Annotated in this window: 14 protein-coding genes; 4 read left to right on the top strand and 10 right to left on the bottom strand. The window is 67.7% G+C overall.

Features of this window, described 5'->3' with window-relative positions; genetic code table 11:
- Position 1 precedes the first annotated feature (1 nt).
- From HH308_RS02890 to HH308_RS02875, 4 genes are all read right to left on the bottom strand, one after another.
- Entirely contained in the window at positions 2-2,743 is a 2,742-nt protein-coding gene (locus HH308_RS02890) for a hypothetical protein (protein WP_246284160.1), read from the bottom strand.
- Positions 2,743-6,345 carry a tubulin-like doman-containing protein gene (locus HH308_RS02885; protein ID WP_170192670.1) on the bottom strand — a complete coding sequence of 1,201 codons (3,603 nt, stop codon included), beginning with the start codon at positions 6,343-6,345 and terminating at the stop codon, positions 2,743-2,745. Before HH308_RS02885 ends, HH308_RS02890 begins: the two co-directional genes overlap by 1 nt.
- 69 nt (positions 6,346-6,414) lie before the next feature.
- Positions 6,415-9,273, bottom strand: coding sequence for a VWA domain-containing protein (locus tag HH308_RS02880; RefSeq protein WP_170192669.1), 2,859 nt, complete (start codon positions 9,271-9,273; stop codon positions 6,415-6,417).
- Positions 9,270-9,737 (bottom strand): hypothetical protein, encoded by a 468-nt coding sequence (locus HH308_RS02875; protein ID WP_211188111.1) that lies wholly within the window; start codon positions 9,735-9,737, stop codon positions 9,270-9,272. Before HH308_RS02875 ends, HH308_RS02880 begins: the two co-directional genes overlap by 4 nt.
- 159 nt (positions 9,738-9,896) lie before the next feature.
- Between HH308_RS02875 and HH308_RS02870 the strand changes: the two genes are divergently transcribed.
- Positions 9,897-10,280, top strand: a complete 384-nt coding sequence (locus HH308_RS02870; protein ID WP_170192667.1) for a phage holin family protein — start codon at positions 9,897-9,899, stop codon at positions 10,278-10,280.
- A gap of 52 nt (positions 10,281-10,332) precedes the next feature.
- The gene (locus HH308_RS02865) at positions 10,333-11,064 is read left to right on the top strand and encodes an SIMPL domain-containing protein (RefSeq protein WP_170192758.1); all 732 of its coding nucleotides are present in this window, start codon (positions 10,333-10,335) and stop codon (positions 11,062-11,064) included.
- 11 nt (positions 11,065-11,075) lie between these two features.
- On the opposite strand, the gene HH308_RS02860 is transcribed toward HH308_RS02865, so the two are convergent.
- Positions 11,076-11,924 carry an LLM class F420-dependent oxidoreductase gene (locus tag HH308_RS02860; protein WP_170192666.1) on the bottom strand — a complete coding sequence of 283 codons (849 nt, stop codon included), beginning with the start codon at positions 11,922-11,924 and terminating at the stop codon, positions 11,076-11,078.
- A gap of 67 nt (positions 11,925-11,991) precedes the next feature.
- On the opposite strand from HH308_RS02860, the gene dtd reads away from it, so the two are divergent.
- Positions 11,992-12,471 (top strand): D-aminoacyl-tRNA deacylase, encoded by a 480-nt coding sequence (dtd, locus tag HH308_RS02855; protein WP_170192665.1) that lies wholly within the window; start codon positions 11,992-11,994, stop codon positions 12,469-12,471.
- Here dtd and HH308_RS02850 read toward each other — a convergent pair.
- Both HH308_RS02850 and HH308_RS02845 read right to left on the bottom strand, forming a co-directional pair.
- Positions 12,404-13,240, bottom strand: coding sequence for a TetR/AcrR family transcriptional regulator (locus HH308_RS02850; RefSeq protein ID WP_170192664.1), 837 nt, complete (start codon positions 13,238-13,240; stop codon positions 12,404-12,406). The two genes, dtd and HH308_RS02850, sit on opposite strands and share 68 nt — an antisense overlap.
- Positions 13,241-13,406: 166 nt before the next feature.
- The gene (locus HH308_RS02845; RefSeq protein WP_170192663.1) at positions 13,407-13,556 is read right to left on the bottom strand and encodes a dihydrofolate reductase family protein; all 150 of its coding nucleotides are present in this window, start codon (positions 13,554-13,556) and stop codon (positions 13,407-13,409) included.
- Here HH308_RS02845 and HH308_RS30755 point away from each other — a divergent pair.
- Positions 13,549-14,130, top strand: a complete 582-nt coding sequence (locus HH308_RS30755; RefSeq protein WP_246284158.1) for a TetR/AcrR family transcriptional regulator — start codon at positions 13,549-13,551, stop codon at positions 14,128-14,130. The two genes, HH308_RS02845 and HH308_RS30755, sit on opposite strands and share 8 nt — an antisense overlap.
- Here the strand turns inward: HH308_RS30755 and map are convergent.
- From map to secY, 3 genes are read right to left on the bottom strand one after another with little or no spacing between them, the layout of a single operon-like run.
- Positions 14,087-14,884 (bottom strand): type I methionyl aminopeptidase, encoded by a 798-nt coding sequence (map, locus tag HH308_RS02835; protein WP_170192662.1) that lies wholly within the window; start codon positions 14,882-14,884, stop codon positions 14,087-14,089. The two genes, HH308_RS30755 and map, sit on opposite strands and share 44 nt — an antisense overlap.
- Positions 14,885-14,898: 14 nt before the next feature.
- Positions 14,899-15,450, bottom strand: coding sequence for an adenylate kinase (locus tag HH308_RS02830; protein WP_170192661.1), 552 nt, complete (start codon positions 15,448-15,450; stop codon positions 14,899-14,901).
- Complete coding sequence (gene secY / locus HH308_RS02825; protein ID WP_170192660.1) at positions 15,447-16,766, bottom strand: preprotein translocase subunit SecY; 1,320 nt, start codon at positions 16,764-16,766, stop codon at positions 15,447-15,449. Before secY ends, HH308_RS02830 begins: the two co-directional genes overlap by 4 nt.
- Positions 16,767-16,953: the final 187 nt, after the last annotated feature.

The raw sequence follows: 16,953 nt of genomic DNA, 5'->3' as shown, positions 1-16,953 counted from the left end.
GCTAGAACCCGAACCCCGCGCCCAGGTCCGGGGCACGGAACGGATCGGCGTCGTCGGGATTCGACGACGACGGCGGCGACTGTCCCGGCGTGCGGTCGCCTACCGGTCCCGCGGCGTCGGGAGCCACCGGATTGGCCGCCGACCAGCCGACGTCGGTGCGCGCGTCGGAGCGCACCAGGGCGTCGAGCGGCATCGCGTCGCTGAGCTGGGTGGCAACGCATACCCGGCCGAGGCCGGTCAGTGCGCGGCTGCGGATGTCGACGGCGACGTCGGCGGCCGAGCCGGTGACCGCGAGGTCGGTGAGCAGGGACCGATCGAAGGTGCCCGCCGGGGGCACGTCGCGGTCGATGCCGACGACGAACTCCGGCAGCGAAACCACCGGTCCGCCGGCCACTTTCACCGATCCGACGAGTCGGGGCACCAGCTCCGACATCGATCCGCCGAGGCTGGCGACGGCGCGCTGCCACACGAGTTCGGCACCCGTGGAGGTGATCACCCCCGCGAACAGATCGTTCGACCAACGGTCCAGGGACGACCCGGTCCCCCGCCCGCGGTCGCCCCACACCGGTGACGCCTCGGCGCCGGTGCTGCGACTGCCCGGGACCGGCGGAATCGACGACACCACCAGGTTGTCCCAGGACGAACTGAGCCAGCCGAGGTGGAACAGTTCACGGCGCAGATACCCGGCCGCATCGGCGACGTCGGCGGCGGCCGGCTGAGCAGAGCCGACGCCGGTCGACATCGGCAGGCCCCAGGAGACCTGCAGCGACCGGGTCGGCCGGAAGTTGTCCGGACCGAGCGGCGCCGCGAGGAAGCTGCCGAGCACGCGGCTCCACGACAGAAACTGTCCGTAGGCCTGCGACAGTCGGCGCAGATCGCGCAACGCGGTCCGCAGATTCTGCTTGTCGGTCTCGAATTCGCTTATCGCCGCACGTCTTTGGTGCAGCATCGCGAACATGGTGCGCTGTGATGCAATGAAGACGAAGGCGAACGCGACGAACCAGATGACGAACATCACCAGCACGACGATCAGGGCGATCCACCACGCGACCTTGCCTGCGATCGCGAGGTAGGCGAACAACCCGGTGACCAGCAGCAGGACCACCAGGGTGAGCTGAATGGCGCGGGCCAGCTTCATGTTCGAGCTGTGTGCCTCCGGCGGCTGCTGTGCGGTGCGCAACCGTTCCAGGAGTTGCTGAACCTCGCCGTAGGAACTGAAGAAGGCACCCGCCAGCCGACCGCCGACCGCGGCGCCGAAGCTGCGCGACGTCCGCCGCTCCCACTCGTTGAGGTCGGTGAGCACGGCGCGGGCCGCCAACCCCTGATCCGGGGTGCGCTCGACTTCGGAAAGGCGTTGGCGCAGTTCACGAATGCCGAGCGGGTCGGTGGCGTCGACGCCGTCGCTCTGCACGGCCGCGGCGATCACGCCCGGAATCGCGGTGAACCGGCTCGACGGTCCGGGGACCAGATCGTCGGCGGCGCCGATGATGCCCCGCGCGGAACCCACCTGGATCGGCGGCAGGTCCGAGGTGCGCATTCCGGCGTCGGCGAGAGTGAGGGTGGCGCGGGTGTAGTCCTGCCACACGCCCGACAGGTCCGCACCCCCGTCGTGGATGTTCTCGGTCTGGTCCAGCGCCCCGGCGAGCTGGCCCGACGCCGCGCCGATGTCGGCCCAGCCGGCGAGCACGCCGTTCGCGGTCCGGCCGCGCACCACCACCTCGTAGGCGGCCGGCGCGCCGGTGAAGACGGCGTTCTGCACGCTCAGCGCGATGCTGCCGGCAACCCCGTCGGCGACCTTGCGGTACCAGGCACCGGGCGCGTTGCGGATCGACGCCCACAGGAAGCCGAAGAACATCTTCAGCACCGCCCACGCACCGACGCGTTCGGGCGCGGAGACGTCGTAGGGCAGGCGCGGACCGCGCAGCACCGCAGCGTGCTTGCGCCATAGCGAATCGGCCATCGTGGCGGTGGCGAGCCCGACGTCGTTGACGTAGATCACCTGTGAGCGCTGATCGCTCGGCAGCGGCAGGGTCCCGTTCTGGGTGAGCACCTCGGCGCGTAGCGCGGCCTCGACGTCGCCGGTCTCCAGCTTGCGATAGAACGAGCGGGCCAGGCGCACCACCTGTCCGGGCAGCACCGGCGCGTTGTCCAGCGGCGCATGGTTCACCTGACTCCACAGCCCGGTGAGTCCGGCGATCACCGGTGCGGCGAACCGCCCGGCGTCGGCGTCGGACGGATTCGGCGGCAGCTGTACCCGCCCGAAGTCGGGGCCGCGGGCGTCCTCCGGTGAGATCACGATGTTGTGCCAGCCGTCGATCGCGAGCGTCGAGGTGTCGCCGGCGATGCCGCCGCCCCGCGCGAGCAGGCAGCGGATCCGCACCACGCGCTGGGCGCCGGTGGTGGAGGCGAGCAGTTCGGCGGCGCGGGCGGTCGCGTTGATCGACAGTTGCCCGATCCCCTTGTCCAGCACCGACGACGGCACCGGCACCAAGGTGACGACACGCAACACCGCCGTCTGCCGCGACGACACGAGGTCGGGCAGGGCGACGTCGACGGCGCGGCCGCCGTCGACGTAGATCACCGAGTTCACCGCGTGCTCGGCCTCCGAACCCACCCACGCGAACGGTCCGACGAGACCGGCCGCGGACAGGTCCGACAGTGCGGCGTAGACGCCGTCGCCCGCGCCGGCGGGCGCGAGGAAGACGGTCAGTCCCGGCGAACCGGCCCACATGTCGGCAGTCATCAGAAATTACCGCCCTTCGGCGCCTCGAAACTCGAATCCATCCTCGGCACCTCGAAACTCTGGCCGCCCTGACCGGCGGGCAACGGACCCGGCGCAGGCATGGGCGCGCGTCGGGCCGCTTCGACGGCACCCGGAATGAGATCGATCAACTGCGTCGTCGCCCAGTACACGTCGGGAGCCAGGTCACGGAAGACCGGTGTCTTCGACGCCTGCTGACGCACCGACAGGACGGAGAAGATGCCGCCGCCGGCGGCCCCGGGGGTGCCCGGCCCGCCGCCCGACCCGGGCTTCATGTAGTGATGCCCGACGAACGCGCGGTACTCCTCCAGATAGCCGCGCAGCCGCTCGGCCCGATGCTCGATGGTCTCCTTGGGGCCGGTCTCGGTGATCACCGACGCGACCCCGGTACCGGTCTCACCGGTGCGCAGCCAGTCGGCCAGCGCGATCGAGCCGGCCAGTTGGTCCAGGCCCGACGTCTGGTTCTCCTTGCCCGCGTCGTAAATCCGACGCAGCGCCCGGTACGGCTTCATCGAGGCCATCGCCGGCGGTTGATGCGACTGCGCCATCGCGAGCAGCACGCTCTCCAGGACCGCGGGCAGCCAGTCGTAGTCGGCGAGGAATTCCGAGGGCGGTGTCAACAACGGATTGGGGAACGGAATCCATTGGTGCACTTCGTCATCCCACACGTGGGCGGCCTGGGTGAAGGGCGCCGCGGGCACCTGGACGCGACCGATGGCGCGGCCGAGCACCCAACCGGCGACCATCGCGCGGCGTTCATTCTCGTGCATCGGCAGACTCGCCTCCAACGGCCGCGAACGACGCATCGTCCAGAACGCCTTGCGCTGGCCCGTCGACGACGCCAGCCACTGCCTCGACGCCGGCTCGACGACCGACTCGTACGCCAGTGGCGAGTAGTTCGGGTAGGAACCGAAGATGTCGATGCGCTTGATCCTGGCTTCATCGGTCAGGGCGTTGCGCAGGGCGTCGGCGCTCTTCTTGTCGACTCGCGACTGTTGTGCCAGAGCGGCTTCCATCTCCGGTGCGACGGCGAGCCCCTGGAACGGGATCGCGGAGAACTTGTAGCGGTAGACCATCTCGGCGACGCCGTGGATGGCCTGCATCGCGTTCTCGTTGACGCTGGCCAGCGGCCGGGCCAGGTTGATCGCCTCGCGGAACCGCAGCACGACGTCCGCGCGCCGCGCAGCCAGCTCTGATTCGAGCGCGTCGGCTCCGATCACGTACTCGCGCAACGACACCGAGCAGAATCTGTCGAAGGATTCACCCGGGCGGGCGATGAATCGCCGGGCGCGGTCGAGCAACTCGGCCGGCCGGACGTGGACGTCGTAGGCGGCCCGCGCGGTGATCAGTCCGTCCCCGGTCTCCGGATGCCGCGGGAACGCCCGCGACAGCCACGTCGAGGTGCGTTCGACGACGGGCCGGTCCTCGGCCGGTGCACGCAGCCCCGCGACGGTCGACCACTCGCCGGTGATCACATGCGCCGACGCCCGTGACACCCCCTCGGCGAAGTAGCGCGGGTCGGGATTGGCCGCGCCGACCGACATCGGCAGGTCGAACTCGTAGCGCTGCTTGAAATCCGCTGAGCGAGTGAGCATCACCTCGTTGTCGGCCTCCGCGAAACGCTCGGCGACCATGTCGTCGCGGTCGGCGGGCCACGCCGCGTACTCGGTGGTCTGCAGCAGCGCCAGCCCCACCTCGCGACGCGTCGACGACGCCGCCTGCCGCAGAACGGTCTGCGACTCGTTCAGCGCGTCGACCAGCGGCTCGAACACCTCGTTGATCATCGCGCCGACGGCGATCGACACGTGATGCGACAAGGCCGCGTACACCTGGCGTTCCACCGTCTCGCGGGCGCCGTCGAGCATCGCCTCGGCCGGTGCCGCCGGGTTGGACAGCGTGCCCTTGATGGAGGCCAACGCCATCTGCACATGGCCGGGCAGCTCGGCGATGTCCCGCGGACCGAAGTTCGAAAGGTCTTGCGTCGCAGGAAGAATCACGTCCTGCAGCATCCGTGCCACCCGTTTGACCAAACCGGTGGCGTAGGGCAGCCCCTGGGTGGCGATCGCCCGTGACGTCGCAAGCTCAAGTGCCGCAACGAAATTCAGATGCCAGTGATAGGCGACGCCGTAGGCGGCGTTGTTCGCCCCCTCGATGAGCAGTTGGCGGCGCTCGCCGAGCACCTGGTACACCCGGGCCACCCACTGTTCGCCGTTGACGCCCGGCGTCTGGTCGATGTACGGGCGCACCGCGGAATTGAGGATGCTCACCGCGTGGTTGGCGACCTGGTTGCCCGGCAGCACCGTGGTGGCCAGCCAGGGACCGATACCCGCCGACGACGGATCGTTGACCGCCGGAAGGCCGAGCGTCGCGCAGATATTGCCCCACTGATTGTCGAGGATGGCGTTGACCTGCTCCTCGTCGGACGCCTCGTTGCCGCGTTGCAGGTGGCCGTGCAGTAGCTTGTCGACCGCGGAGCGGGCCAGGCGCTGGGCGGCGTATTCGGCGTAGCGATCGCGGCCCATCGACAGACTCGCGAAACCGAAGGTGCCCCATGGCACGTTGTTCCACTGCTGGTTGCCCCAGCCGAGGTACTCCAGCGACCCCTGATCGCCGACGGCGTTGGTCAGATCCCATTCGACGAATTGCTGGGTCGCCGGACCGGACAGGATCAATCCGGACAGTCCGCGACCGAGGCCACGATAGACCGCGCCGGGGGTGCCGTCGCCGAAGACGGTGCGCTGAGCCCCGACGTAGCGTCCGACCGGAAACACCCGGGCGAACGGGATGCGTTCGCCCTGGCCGTTCTCATGGCCCAGCGCACGCAGCAGCGCGACGTCGGTCTCGCGGGCCGACCCGGTCTGACTCGCCACGATCTCACCGAGCATCGCCAACGCGTTGGCGCGGGTTCCGGTGACCGCGGAATCGGGCAGCGACTCGAAGATGTCGGGCGTCACCATGAACACGCCCATCAGCTTGGGGTCCACGCCGGACACCAGGGTGAGGATGCGACACACGTCGAGGGCCATCGATGCGCCCGCGCCCCCCGCCATCGACGACACCACCAGCACGATCGGCTGGTCCTCGGCGTTGTAGCCGCCGGTGCCGGGGATGTGCAGCGAACGCATCTCGGTGTCGGTGGAGTTCAGGTACAGCTCGTCCCAGGCGCGCTGCAGCGCGTTGCGGACGGCGGTGAGACGGCTCAGCGTGATCATCCGGCCCAGCGCCCGGTACTGCCCGGCACCCGTAGACAGCGGTGTGTAGACGGTGTCGGGATCGCGCGGCGCCCAGGTGGCGACGGTGTCCAGGGCCGAATTGGCCGCCAGCCGCTGGCTCAACGCGTTGTCGAGCACGCGGTAGCTGTCGCTCTCCGGTCCGGTGCCGACGTAGACGCCGCCCTGATCGCGCACGCTCCCGACACCCTCGACCGGCGACGGCGCCGTCGGGACGTCGAGGTGGACGAACTGCCATCCGGCGGGCAGCCGGTTGATGCCGTGCGCCGCGAGGTCGGACCGGAGTTGATCCATCATGTAGGCCAACGTGGCGCCGCCGGAGCCGCCGCAACCGACAATCAGAAATCTCTTCATCACGGAACTCTCTTCATAGCCGGTGCGGTCCTCACTGGAATCGACGAATGTGCAGGCATGGGCTGACCGCTACCGCTCGAACGGATTTCGCGGTTGCTGCCCGCCTTGTTGTCCGCTCGGTCCGAACGGATTCGGTCCACCCTGCTGCGGCCCGGGCGGATACCGGCCGGGTTGGGGCTGACCATACTGGGGCTGACCGTATTGGGGCCGCCCCTGCGGGGGTTGACCGTACTGGGTTTGACCCGAGCCGGGCCGCACCTGCGTGTGCCCGAACGGGTCCGCGCTCGGCGCCCCTCCCGCGAACGGGTTCGTCGGCGGCGGCGCGCTGGGCCCGGTACCGAACGGGTTGGGCTGATCCCCCGGGCCACCGGATGAATTCGGTTGTCCCGGAGCAGCTTTCGCCCGAAGCTCGCCGAGAATACGCGGCAGCGTCGAGTTGATCTCCGACTCGATCCGCGCGCGCACCGTCGCCGTCGCGTCGGCGCCGGCCAGCACGACGACGGTCGCGGCGTCGGCGGGACCGTTCGGGTCGTGCAGGATGAACCACGAATTATGAACCGCCAGCGGCAGTTTCGCGTCTGGGGTCGTGCCGTGCGTATCCCCGGTCTTACCGGCGGCACCCGCCGCCCCCGATGCGGACGCGACGACGAAGCCGGTACCGAACGGGGCCAGGCCGAGATGGACCTTGAGCGCCACCCCGCCGAGGTCGAGTCGGCGGGCCGGAGCGTCGAGCCCGGGCACCATCCGCACGAGGTCGTTGTCGCGCAGCGCGAACGGCGCGCCGTCGCGCAGCACGGTCGAACCGTTGACCTGCACGCGGATCTGCTCGGACCGCAAGGCCTTCGCCGGGATGCGCGAGCTCAGCCACTTGACGAGATACAGCAGCAGCAGCGGAATCAGCGGTCCGAGGATCAACGCGATCACGAATGCACCGATGGCGCGCTCGACGTCGAGCTTCTTGCTCAACGACGCCGTGAACGGCACGTCGACGGCGACCGGCGCGGCCGAACCGTCGGTGGGTGCCACCATGATCGACACCTTGCCGTTGACCGTGCCATTGGCCTCGCCCGGTACCGACAGGGTGAGCGGCAACTGGCCGGTCTGCCCGTCGGCCACCTTGACGCAGTTCGACTTGGCGTCGGAGCCCGACGTCACCGTCGGGTTGTCCACCGGTGAGGCGAGGATCTTCGCCGGCGTGGAGGAGTTCATCCAGACGCAGCCCGGGCCGGTGATCGCCAGCGCGCCGGTCAACGAACCGGCGCCGTCGAGGCGGCCGAAGTCGATCGAGGAACCCAGCTGCGGATAGCCCACCGGCGCGGAGACGGTCACCGGCAGATCGACGTTCTGCGGCGACAGCACCGTGCCCGCGACCATCGTTCCGGTGCGATCTCGGGCGGGCGCGGTGGTGACCTTCAGCGTCATCCGCAGGGTGGCATTACCCGGCGCGACGCCGGCCAGGCTGACCGTCTGCTTCTGCGTGATCTGAGATTTGTCGAGGTCGGTGGAGGTGATCGGGATGGTCTTGCCCGCGGCGGTCACCAATTGCGCCGACAGCGCCGCCTTGCCCGGAATCGCCGCGGCGTCGACCGCCTTGCCGTCGGTGGTGGTGACGGCGAAGGTCATGCCGACCGAGGTGTCACCGCTGTGCAGCTTCGTGGTCGCCTTGCCCGGCCACGACGGCAGCAGGTCACCGGTGATGTGGATGCTCGATCTGGTCTGCGCAGCCGCGGCGCCGTCGGGTGCGATGTAGACCAGCGCCCAGACGCCCGACCAGCCGGGGGCGTCGCGGTTGGTCATCCGCACCGCGACGGTCTTGCTCGACGGGTTGCGATAGCCGACGGTCACCCCGGCGACGTCGGACGAGCCGGCCGAGGTCATTCGGGTCTCGCTGCCGTTCGGCGCGACGAGCACCGGGACCAGGCCCTCCCGATCGGCAGAGGCCAGGATGGAGACACTGCCGACCGATGTGTCGAGCACGAACTTGTGTTTGCCCTTTTCGCAGACGGTCTTGACGCACGCACCCGCTTCGGAGGTGATCGGCGGCTGACCGGGGGTGCTGAGTTTGTCGAACGCGAACAGCAGATCGTCGATGTTCGACACCGGATAGAAGCTGCCCGGCGTCGGTGAGGTGATGTCGCCGCACGACCCCGTCGAGGTCTGCTGACCGGTGGCGATCGACTTCATCAGATCGAAGGTCGACGAGTCGCCCGCGGTGCTCTGCAGGCCGATGCCGATGGTGATCACGCCCGACGACCGCAGTTGGTCGGCGACACCACCGGACCGGCAGATGCCCTTGGTGGCCGCGGCGGTCACCTTCGCGACGTCGGCGGGCCCGTTGAGCTCCACCCCGGGCGCGTAGTCCTTGGTCTTGGGTCCCTGCCGGTTGTCGACGTTGAAATCCATCGAACCGTCGGTGAACCAGGCAATCAGCTGGCAGCCCGACGCCCCGTTGGCCGGCTTGCGCGCAGCGAGCGTCTTCTGCGCTCCGCTGAGCGCCGTCAGATAGTCGGTGTCCTGGCCGGTGTTGCGGGTCTTGAGCGTCGCGAGCGTGTCGGTGATCGACCCGATCGACGACGAACTCAGCTCCTGCCACCCCTTGAGTTCGGTGTAGTCCTGCGCGAACGAGGACACGGCGACGTCGATCTTCGCACCGGTGTCGGCGGCGAACGTCTGCAGTTGTTCGGCCAGGTACTTCGACGCCGTCACACGCGCGGCCTGCGGGTCGGTGTCATGAAGGCTGTACGACTCGTCCATCAGGAACAGCACCTGACCCGACTTGTTGGCGGCCAGGCAGGCTCCGAACCGGTTGACACCCGCGTCGTCGGAGTCGGCGTGCGCGGTGGCCGACCACAGCACCGACGTCAGCGCGACCAGCAGAACTGCCGCTATCAACGCGCCGACGCGGCGGCCGGTGTGAACGATTCTCATATGTGTCCGATCCACAGGGCGACACCCACCGACGCCACGACGATCCCGATCACGATCAATGCGGCGACGATCCCATACACCACTGACAACCAGCCCGGCCGCGCGTAGACCGGCTCGGCCTGCCGCTTGGTGTCGGCGGCGACGAACAGCCCGAGCACGATGATCGCGACGGGTCCCGCGAAGGCCCACCCGATCACCGAGATCCAGTTTCGCTCGATCACGCCCGCGATGGCGGCGCCCAGGCCGACGAGCGCCGACGCGCCCGCGGCGAACAGCAGTCCGCTCGGCGGTCCGGCGACGTCGAATGCCCGACCCGGTGTCGGATTCGGCTGGTTTGCGGAGGGTCCGGGCACCGACGACGGCGGCCCGAACGGGGAGCCCGACGGCGGGCCGGGGCGTGCGCCCGGGTGGTTCCCCGAATCGCTCGACGGCCCAAAGGGATTGAACGACGACACATCCGCCATGCTGTCATATCCCCCTGACACGTGTGTTGTTTGGACGACCGTAGTCATCCAACCGGAGTAACCGGCCGCTCGCCACCGGTCGTTCCCCTGAACTGCACCCCGAACTCTCCCCGGGCGCGGCTGCCGACATCGAGAACACGTTCATGGCACTATCTCGGTATGGGTCCGTTTCTGATTCGCACCGTTTGCACGGGGTTCGCGCTGTGGATCGCCTCGCTGATCGTCGGCGGCATCGACTTCGTCGGGTACCACGACAATTGGCAGAAGGCGGGCATCATCTTCGTCGTCGCGCTGATCTTCGGGGTGGTCAACGCGGTGATCAAGCCGATCGTACAGATCGTCGCGATCCCGCTCTATATTCTAACCGTCGGACTGATTCACATCGTCATCAACGCATTCATGCTGGAGATCACCGCGTGGATCACCAAGAACACCACACACTGGGGCCTGCAGGTCGACGACTTCTTCTGGTCGGCGATCTTCGGCGCGCTGGTCATCTCCGCCGTCAGCTGGGCGCTGTCGATCCTGACGTCGAATGACTGACAGCGATGGGACCGACAGCGGTGGGATCGACACCGATGGGAAGGTGCACTCGATGAAGATCTGGACTCGACGACTCGCCGCGGCGCTCGGGGCGGCGGTGCTCATCGGGGGCGTCGCCGCGTGCGGCACCGACGACCCGGTCGATCAGGCGCGCAGCATCACCGTGATCGGCAGCGGCAAGGTGACCGGCACCCCGGACACGCTCAAAGCCGACGTCGGGATCGAAGCCGAGGGAGCCGACGTGACGTCGGCGCTCAATCAGGCCAGCGCGAAGGTCAAGAAGGTCACCGACGCCGTCGTCGCAGCGGGCGTCGAACGCAAAGACATCCAGACGCAGACGGTCAGTCTGAACCCGCAGTATTCCTCGCCACTGCCCGGCGGGACGTCGCAGATCTCCGGCTACCAGGCCACCAATTCGCTGCGGATCACCATCCGCGACCTCACCAAGGCGTCGACGATTCTGGCCGCGGCGCCCACCGCGGGCGGGGACAACACCCGCATCTCCAATGTGTCGTTCTCCATCGACGACGACTCCGACCTGATGCGCCAGGCCCGCGAGGCCGCGTTCAACGATGCCCGCTCGCGCGCCGGACAGTACGCCGACCTCGCCGGCGATTCCCTCGGCAAAGTCCTCACCATCACCGAGGCGACGACGGGGCAGGATCAGGCCGCCAAGACGCCGGGCACCTTCAGCCGGGCCGACGTCGCCGCGGCACCGATCCCGGTGGAGCCGGGGCAGCAGACCCTGACGTTCACCGTGACGGTGAAGTACCAGCTGGACTAGGCTGCCGCCCGCTACTTGCCCAGGATCGCCGCCAATTCGACCGTCGGGTCCGACGATCCCAGCACCTGAATGGTCACGTGATCGGCACCGGCCGCGAGATGCTCGTCGACTTTCGCGCGCACCGTCGCCGCATCGCCGTGTGCCACCAACGCGTCGATGAGTGCGTCGCTGCCGCCGTCGGCGATGTCGGCGTCGGTGAAACCGAGCCGCTTGAGATTGCTGACGTAGTTGCGCAGATGCAGGTAGGGCTGGTCGACGGGCGGCCGTCCCACCGCACGCGCGGCGACCGGATCGGTGTCGACGACGACCTTGTGCTCGGGAGCCAGCAGCGCCGACGACCCGAGCGTCTCCCGGGCGATCTTCGTGTGCGGCGGCGGCGTCAGGTACGGGTGCGCGCCCAGCGAGCGGTCCGCCGACAGTCGCAGCATGCGCGGGCCGAGGGCGGCGAGCAGGCGGCGATGAACCGGCACCCCGACCTCGTCGAGCACGTCCAGATAGCGGCTCACCGCCTCGTAGGGCGTCGCATACTCCTGCGTGGCCTCCGGATGACCGGCTCCGATACCGAGATAGAAGCGGCCCGGATGCTCGGCGTCGAGCGCGAGGAATTCCTCCCCGATCACCCGCGCATCGGTGTTCCAGATGTTGACGATGCCGGTGGCGACGGTGATCGACGACGTCGCCGCCAGCACGTCGCGTACCGGCTGCAGATGCTTCGGCGAGCCGCCCAGCCAGACGGTCCCCAACCCGAGTTCCTCCATCCGCGCGACCTGCTCGGCGGAGAACTGTTTGAACCACCCCCATGCGCCGTGCGTGCCGAACTGTTTGATGGCTGCTTCGCGAACGTCGGTGTCCTGGCTCATAGTCGTTGCCAACCGCGGCGCCGGTCCGACTATTCCGCTCCGACACCGCTCTGGCATCGTCGAGGCCATGCGCGCAGTTCTTCAACGGGTCAGCAATGCCTCCGTCACGGTCGACGGCGAGATCGTCGGCGCTCTCGAATTAGCCTCTCCCGCACAGGGTTTGGTTGCGCTCGTCGGCGTCACGCACGACGACACCCCAGCTGACGCGGCCTGGCTGGCGGAGAAGATCTGGCAGCTGCGGATCCTCGACGGCCTCGACGGCGGGCAGATCTGCGCCTCCGACGCCGACGCCCCGATCCTGGTGATCAGTCAATTCACCCTGTACGCGAACACCGCGAAGGGACGCCGCCCGTCGTGGAACGCGGCCGCGCCCGGTCCGGTCGCCGAACCACTCGTCGACGCCGTGGTGGATGCCCTGCGTTCGGCCGGCGCAACGGTCGCGACGGGTTCGTTCGGCGCACACATGCACGTCGAACTCGTCAACGACGGCCCGGTGACGATTGTGCTGGATTCGCCGCGACCCACCCCGGAATCGGCTCGAGCATGAATTCGATGACCCCGACCAACGTCAACGCCGCCAGGTGCCAGTCCACGATCTCTCCGTCGATACCCGGATAGCGCACCGGCGTATTCACCCGCTCCGGCGTCGTCGAATTGCGACGCGCCATTCCTTCGATGATCGACGCTCCCGCGGTGGCCAGTTGCAGTTCGGTCAGTCCCGGTTTCATGCGGAATCCGACGCGGGGCAGCAGCGATTTGTAGAACATTTCCATCCGCCCGGTGAAGAATCGCTCGGTGGTATTCATCGCCGCGGTGATCTGCGCGCGCTGCTGATGTTCGAACGCGGGCAGAGCCGCGACGAGAGCCGTGATCGTCTGGTATTTCAGCGAACCGGAGAGGGCCTGATAATTCCGTTTCGCTCCGACGCGAATGGCCTCGTACAACACCGCCCGACGTCCCTCCTCGCAGGTCAGGCGATGGGTGTTGTCGGAAATAACCGAATTCGCCAGACGCATCGTCTCGGCGTCGAATCCCGCCGACTGGGCGGGGTCGGGTGCCGTCAGGGCGATCATCAATTCGACGTAGAAATCCTCTTTGGTGTCCCATTCGCGGTACACCGAACTGCGCGGCACCCCCGCCGTGCGAATGATTTCCTCCATATTCAAATGCGCGAGGCTGACGGTGAGTCCCCCCGCGTCGGCGACCATCGCCAGCGCGGCGTCGAGCATGCGTTCACGGAGTTCGCCGACGGTGATGCGGGGGCGGCGGGCGGCGGATGACCGCGGGCGCTCGTCGCGGTCATCCGTCATCTGCATTCCCGTCTCGTCAGCCGCCGAAATATCTACAAATCGTACGCGACCGGACTGCCCGACCTTCGATACGACGCGTGGTTCAGCGGAGGACACGATAGCAATTCATCGCGATTCCCGGTGCGAGCCAGCGGTGCTCGAGGTGATCGAGTCCGACGTGATTCGACGATGCTCAGGCGAACAACGGGAGTCCCGCACCGAGCAGCACCGGGTAGGTCTTGACGACCACCCGATCCACCTGCCCGATCAGCGCACCGGCCAGCACCGAACCGCCGCACACCCACCGTGCGGTCGACCGGGCCGCGCACCTGCCGATGGGCACGGCGTCGAACTACTTCCCCACTCGTGCGGCACTCATCGGCGCACTCGTGGAACGTATCGGGCAGCGGCTGGCCCCCGACCCCGACGTCGTCGCACGACTGTCCGCACAGCCGCCGTCGAAGCGGACCTTCGGCGATTTCGTGCGGTACATCGTCGAACGGCTGACGACGCAGCGTGACGTGACGCTGGCGCTGTTCGAACTGCGGCTGGAAGCGGCCCGACGGCCCGACGTCGGGGCCGCGTTGACCGATTGGCGCCAGGCCGGCTTCGACGACGACGTCGAATTCAATAACGCCGCGGGACTTCCCGGCGGGCCGACGGGAGATCGCGCTGTTCCACTACGCGCTCGACGGACTGATGTTCGACCGACTGACCACACCGATCGACCCGGCCACCGACACCGAAGAGATCGTGTCGGACCTGGTGGAGCGGCTGATGGTGGACGGAGATCGGTAGACGACAAAGGCGCCAAGGGCGGTGTGCCCTTGACGCCTGAGACGGTCTGCAGATTTCTGGCGGAGGTAGCGAGTCCTAGACCGGCCGCGTCGTCAGAATCCGCGGCCCGTCCGCCGTGACCACGACGGTGTGCTCCCAGTGCGCGGCACGCGAACCGTCGTCGGTGACGACGGTCCAGTCATCTTGCAGGACAGAGGTTTCCGTGGTCCCCAGGGTCAGCATCGGCTCGATGGCCAGCGTGGACCCGATCACCAGCCGCGGCCCGCGGTTCGGCTTGCCCTCGTTCGCGAGGAAGGGCTCCATGTGCATCTCCCGGCCGATGCCGTGCCCACCGTAGCCGGCCACGATCCCGAACGACCGGCCGAATTTCTTCTCGGCCTCGCGGGTGCCCAGCTCGATGGCGTGCGAGATGTCGGTCAGTCGCGCGCCGTCGACCATGGTGGCGATGCCCGCCTCCATCGACAACCGGGTGGCCTCGCTGAGGTCGGCGTCGGCGTCGGAGAGGTCGCCGACGCCGAAGGTCCACGCCGAGTCACCGTGCCAGCCGTCGAGGATGGCGCCGCAGTCGATCGACACCAGGTCGCCCTGGGCGAGTACGGTCTGCGCATTCGGAATGCCGTGCACCACGACGTCGTTCACCGACGAACAGATCGACCCCGGAAAGCCGTGGTACCCCTTGAACGACGGCACCGCGCCCGCGGAACGGATCACGTCCTCGGCGATCGCATCGAGGTCAAGGGTGCTCACCCCGGGCTTCGCGGCCTCCCGCACGGCTACCAGCGCCGCACCGACGACCGCTCCCGCGGCCGCCATGGCATCGACCTCACCTGCCGAACGAAAGGGAACCTGCTTGCTGCGGCCGCGAAAGCCCATGGGTGCGGGTTCTCCTACTCGCCGACGCCGAGCGCACCGAGGACACGCTTGTGCACCTCGGCGACCTCGCCGATCGCGTCGACGGTGGTGACGTCGTCGCCGTAGTACTCCAGCAGCGGCGCGGTCTCGGTGGCGTACACCGAGAGGCGGTTGCGGATCACTTCTTCGCTGTCGTCGGCGCGGCCGCGAGCCAGCATCCGCTCGACGACGACGTCGGAGTCGACGACGAACGACAGCACGGCGTCGAGCTTGTTGCCCAGCTCGGCGAGGATTCCCTTGAGCGCGTCGGCCTGCTCGGTCGAGCGCGGGAAGCCGTCGAGGATGAAGCCCTTGGCGGCGTCGGGCTCGGCGACCCGATTGCGCACCATGTCGACGGTGATCGACGACGGGACGAGGTCACCGGCGTCGAGATAACGCTTGGCCTCCACGCCGACCGGCGTGCCCTGTGAGATGTTCGCGCGGAACAGATCTCCGGTGGAGATGTGCGGGATGCCGAGGGCCTCGGACAGCAGTTCGGCTTGTGTGCCCTTACCGGCTCCGGGGGGTCCCAGGATAACGAGTCTCACTTGAGGAATCCTTCGTACTTGCGCTGCATCAACTGGCTATTGACTTGCTTAACGGAGTCGAGCGCGACGACCACCATGATCAACACGGAAGTGCCGCCGAACGGCATGTTCTGAACGCCCGAGTTGCCGATTTCCAGGAACAGGTTGGGCAACACCGCGATGATACCGAGGTAGAACGATCCCGGCAGCGTGATACGCGATAGCACATACCCGAGGTAATCGGCCGTCGGCTGCCCCGGGCGGATACCCGGGATGAAGCCGCCGTATTTCCTCATGTCGTCGGCGCGTTCTTCGGGGTTGAAGGTCACCGCGACATAGAAGTAGGTGAAGAAGATGATCAATGCGAAGTACACCAGGATGTACACCCAGTTACCCGGATCGGTCAGGTAATTGCTGATGAACTTCTGCCACCCGGATTGCTCACCGTCGTTGCTGCCGGTCAGCTGCAGGATCAACTGCGGCAGATAGAGCAGCGACGATGCGAAGATCACCGGGATGACGCCGGCCTGATTGACCTTCAGCGGCAGATACGTCGACGATCCGCCGTACATCTTGCGCCCGACCATCCGTTTGGCGTACTGCACCGGAATCCGACGCTGGCCCTGCTCGATGAATACCACTCCGGCGAGGATCACCAAGGCGGCGACACACACCAGCACGAAGCGCAGGGTGCCCGAGTCGTAGATGTTCTTGCCCTCGGCGGGGATGCGGGAGGCGATACCGGCGAAGATCAGCAGCGACATGCCGTTGCCGATGCCGCGCTCGGTGATCAGCTCACCGAACCACATGACCACACACGCTCCGGCGACCATCACTGCGACGATCACGATGTACGACCAGATCGACTTGTCGTGGATGATGTCGTTCGAGCGGCTGCAGTTGCGCAGGAGGTCGCCGCGGGCCGCGAGGGCCACGATGCCGGTGGACTGCAGGATCGCCAGACCCACGGTCAGGTACCGCGTGTACTGCGTCATCTTGGCCTGCCCGGACTGGCCCTCCTTGCGCAACTGCTCGAAGCGCGGAATGACCACGGTCAGCAGCTGCACGATGATGCTGGCGGTGATGTAGGGCATGATGCCGATCGCGAACACCGACAGCTGCAGCAGCGCGCCGCCGGAGAACATGTTGATCAGCGAGTAGATGTCAGCCGACGACCCCTTCGAGACTTCGTCGAGGCACGCATTGACCGCGCGGTAGTCGACGCCGGGCGACGGAAGCGTCGCACCGAGCCGGTACAGGATCAAGATGCCGACGACGAAGAGGATCTTCTTCCTCAGATCGGGCGTGCGAAAGGCCGCGACGAGGGGCGAGAGCACTAATTCCTCCTAGGCTGCGTCGGACGAGCGCGTCTGGCGGTGACGCGGCGTCGACGACTGACAACAAAGTTCTTCTCGAGTCCGACCGCGGGCGCGGGAAACGCGAGGCAACCCCCGCCGAGTCGAACAGGCAACGCTTGAAACTCTAACAGCACGCGAAAAAGCAAACCGTCGGGCGAGGTGGTCA

The sequence above is a fragment of the Gordonia asplenii genome (assembly GCF_012933505.1).
Lineage (GTDB): Bacteria > Actinomycetota > Actinomycetes > Mycobacteriales > Mycobacteriaceae > Gordonia > Gordonia asplenii.
Note: the sequence above shows the minus strand (reverse complement) of the source record. Positions and strands in the feature narration are given on the sequence as shown.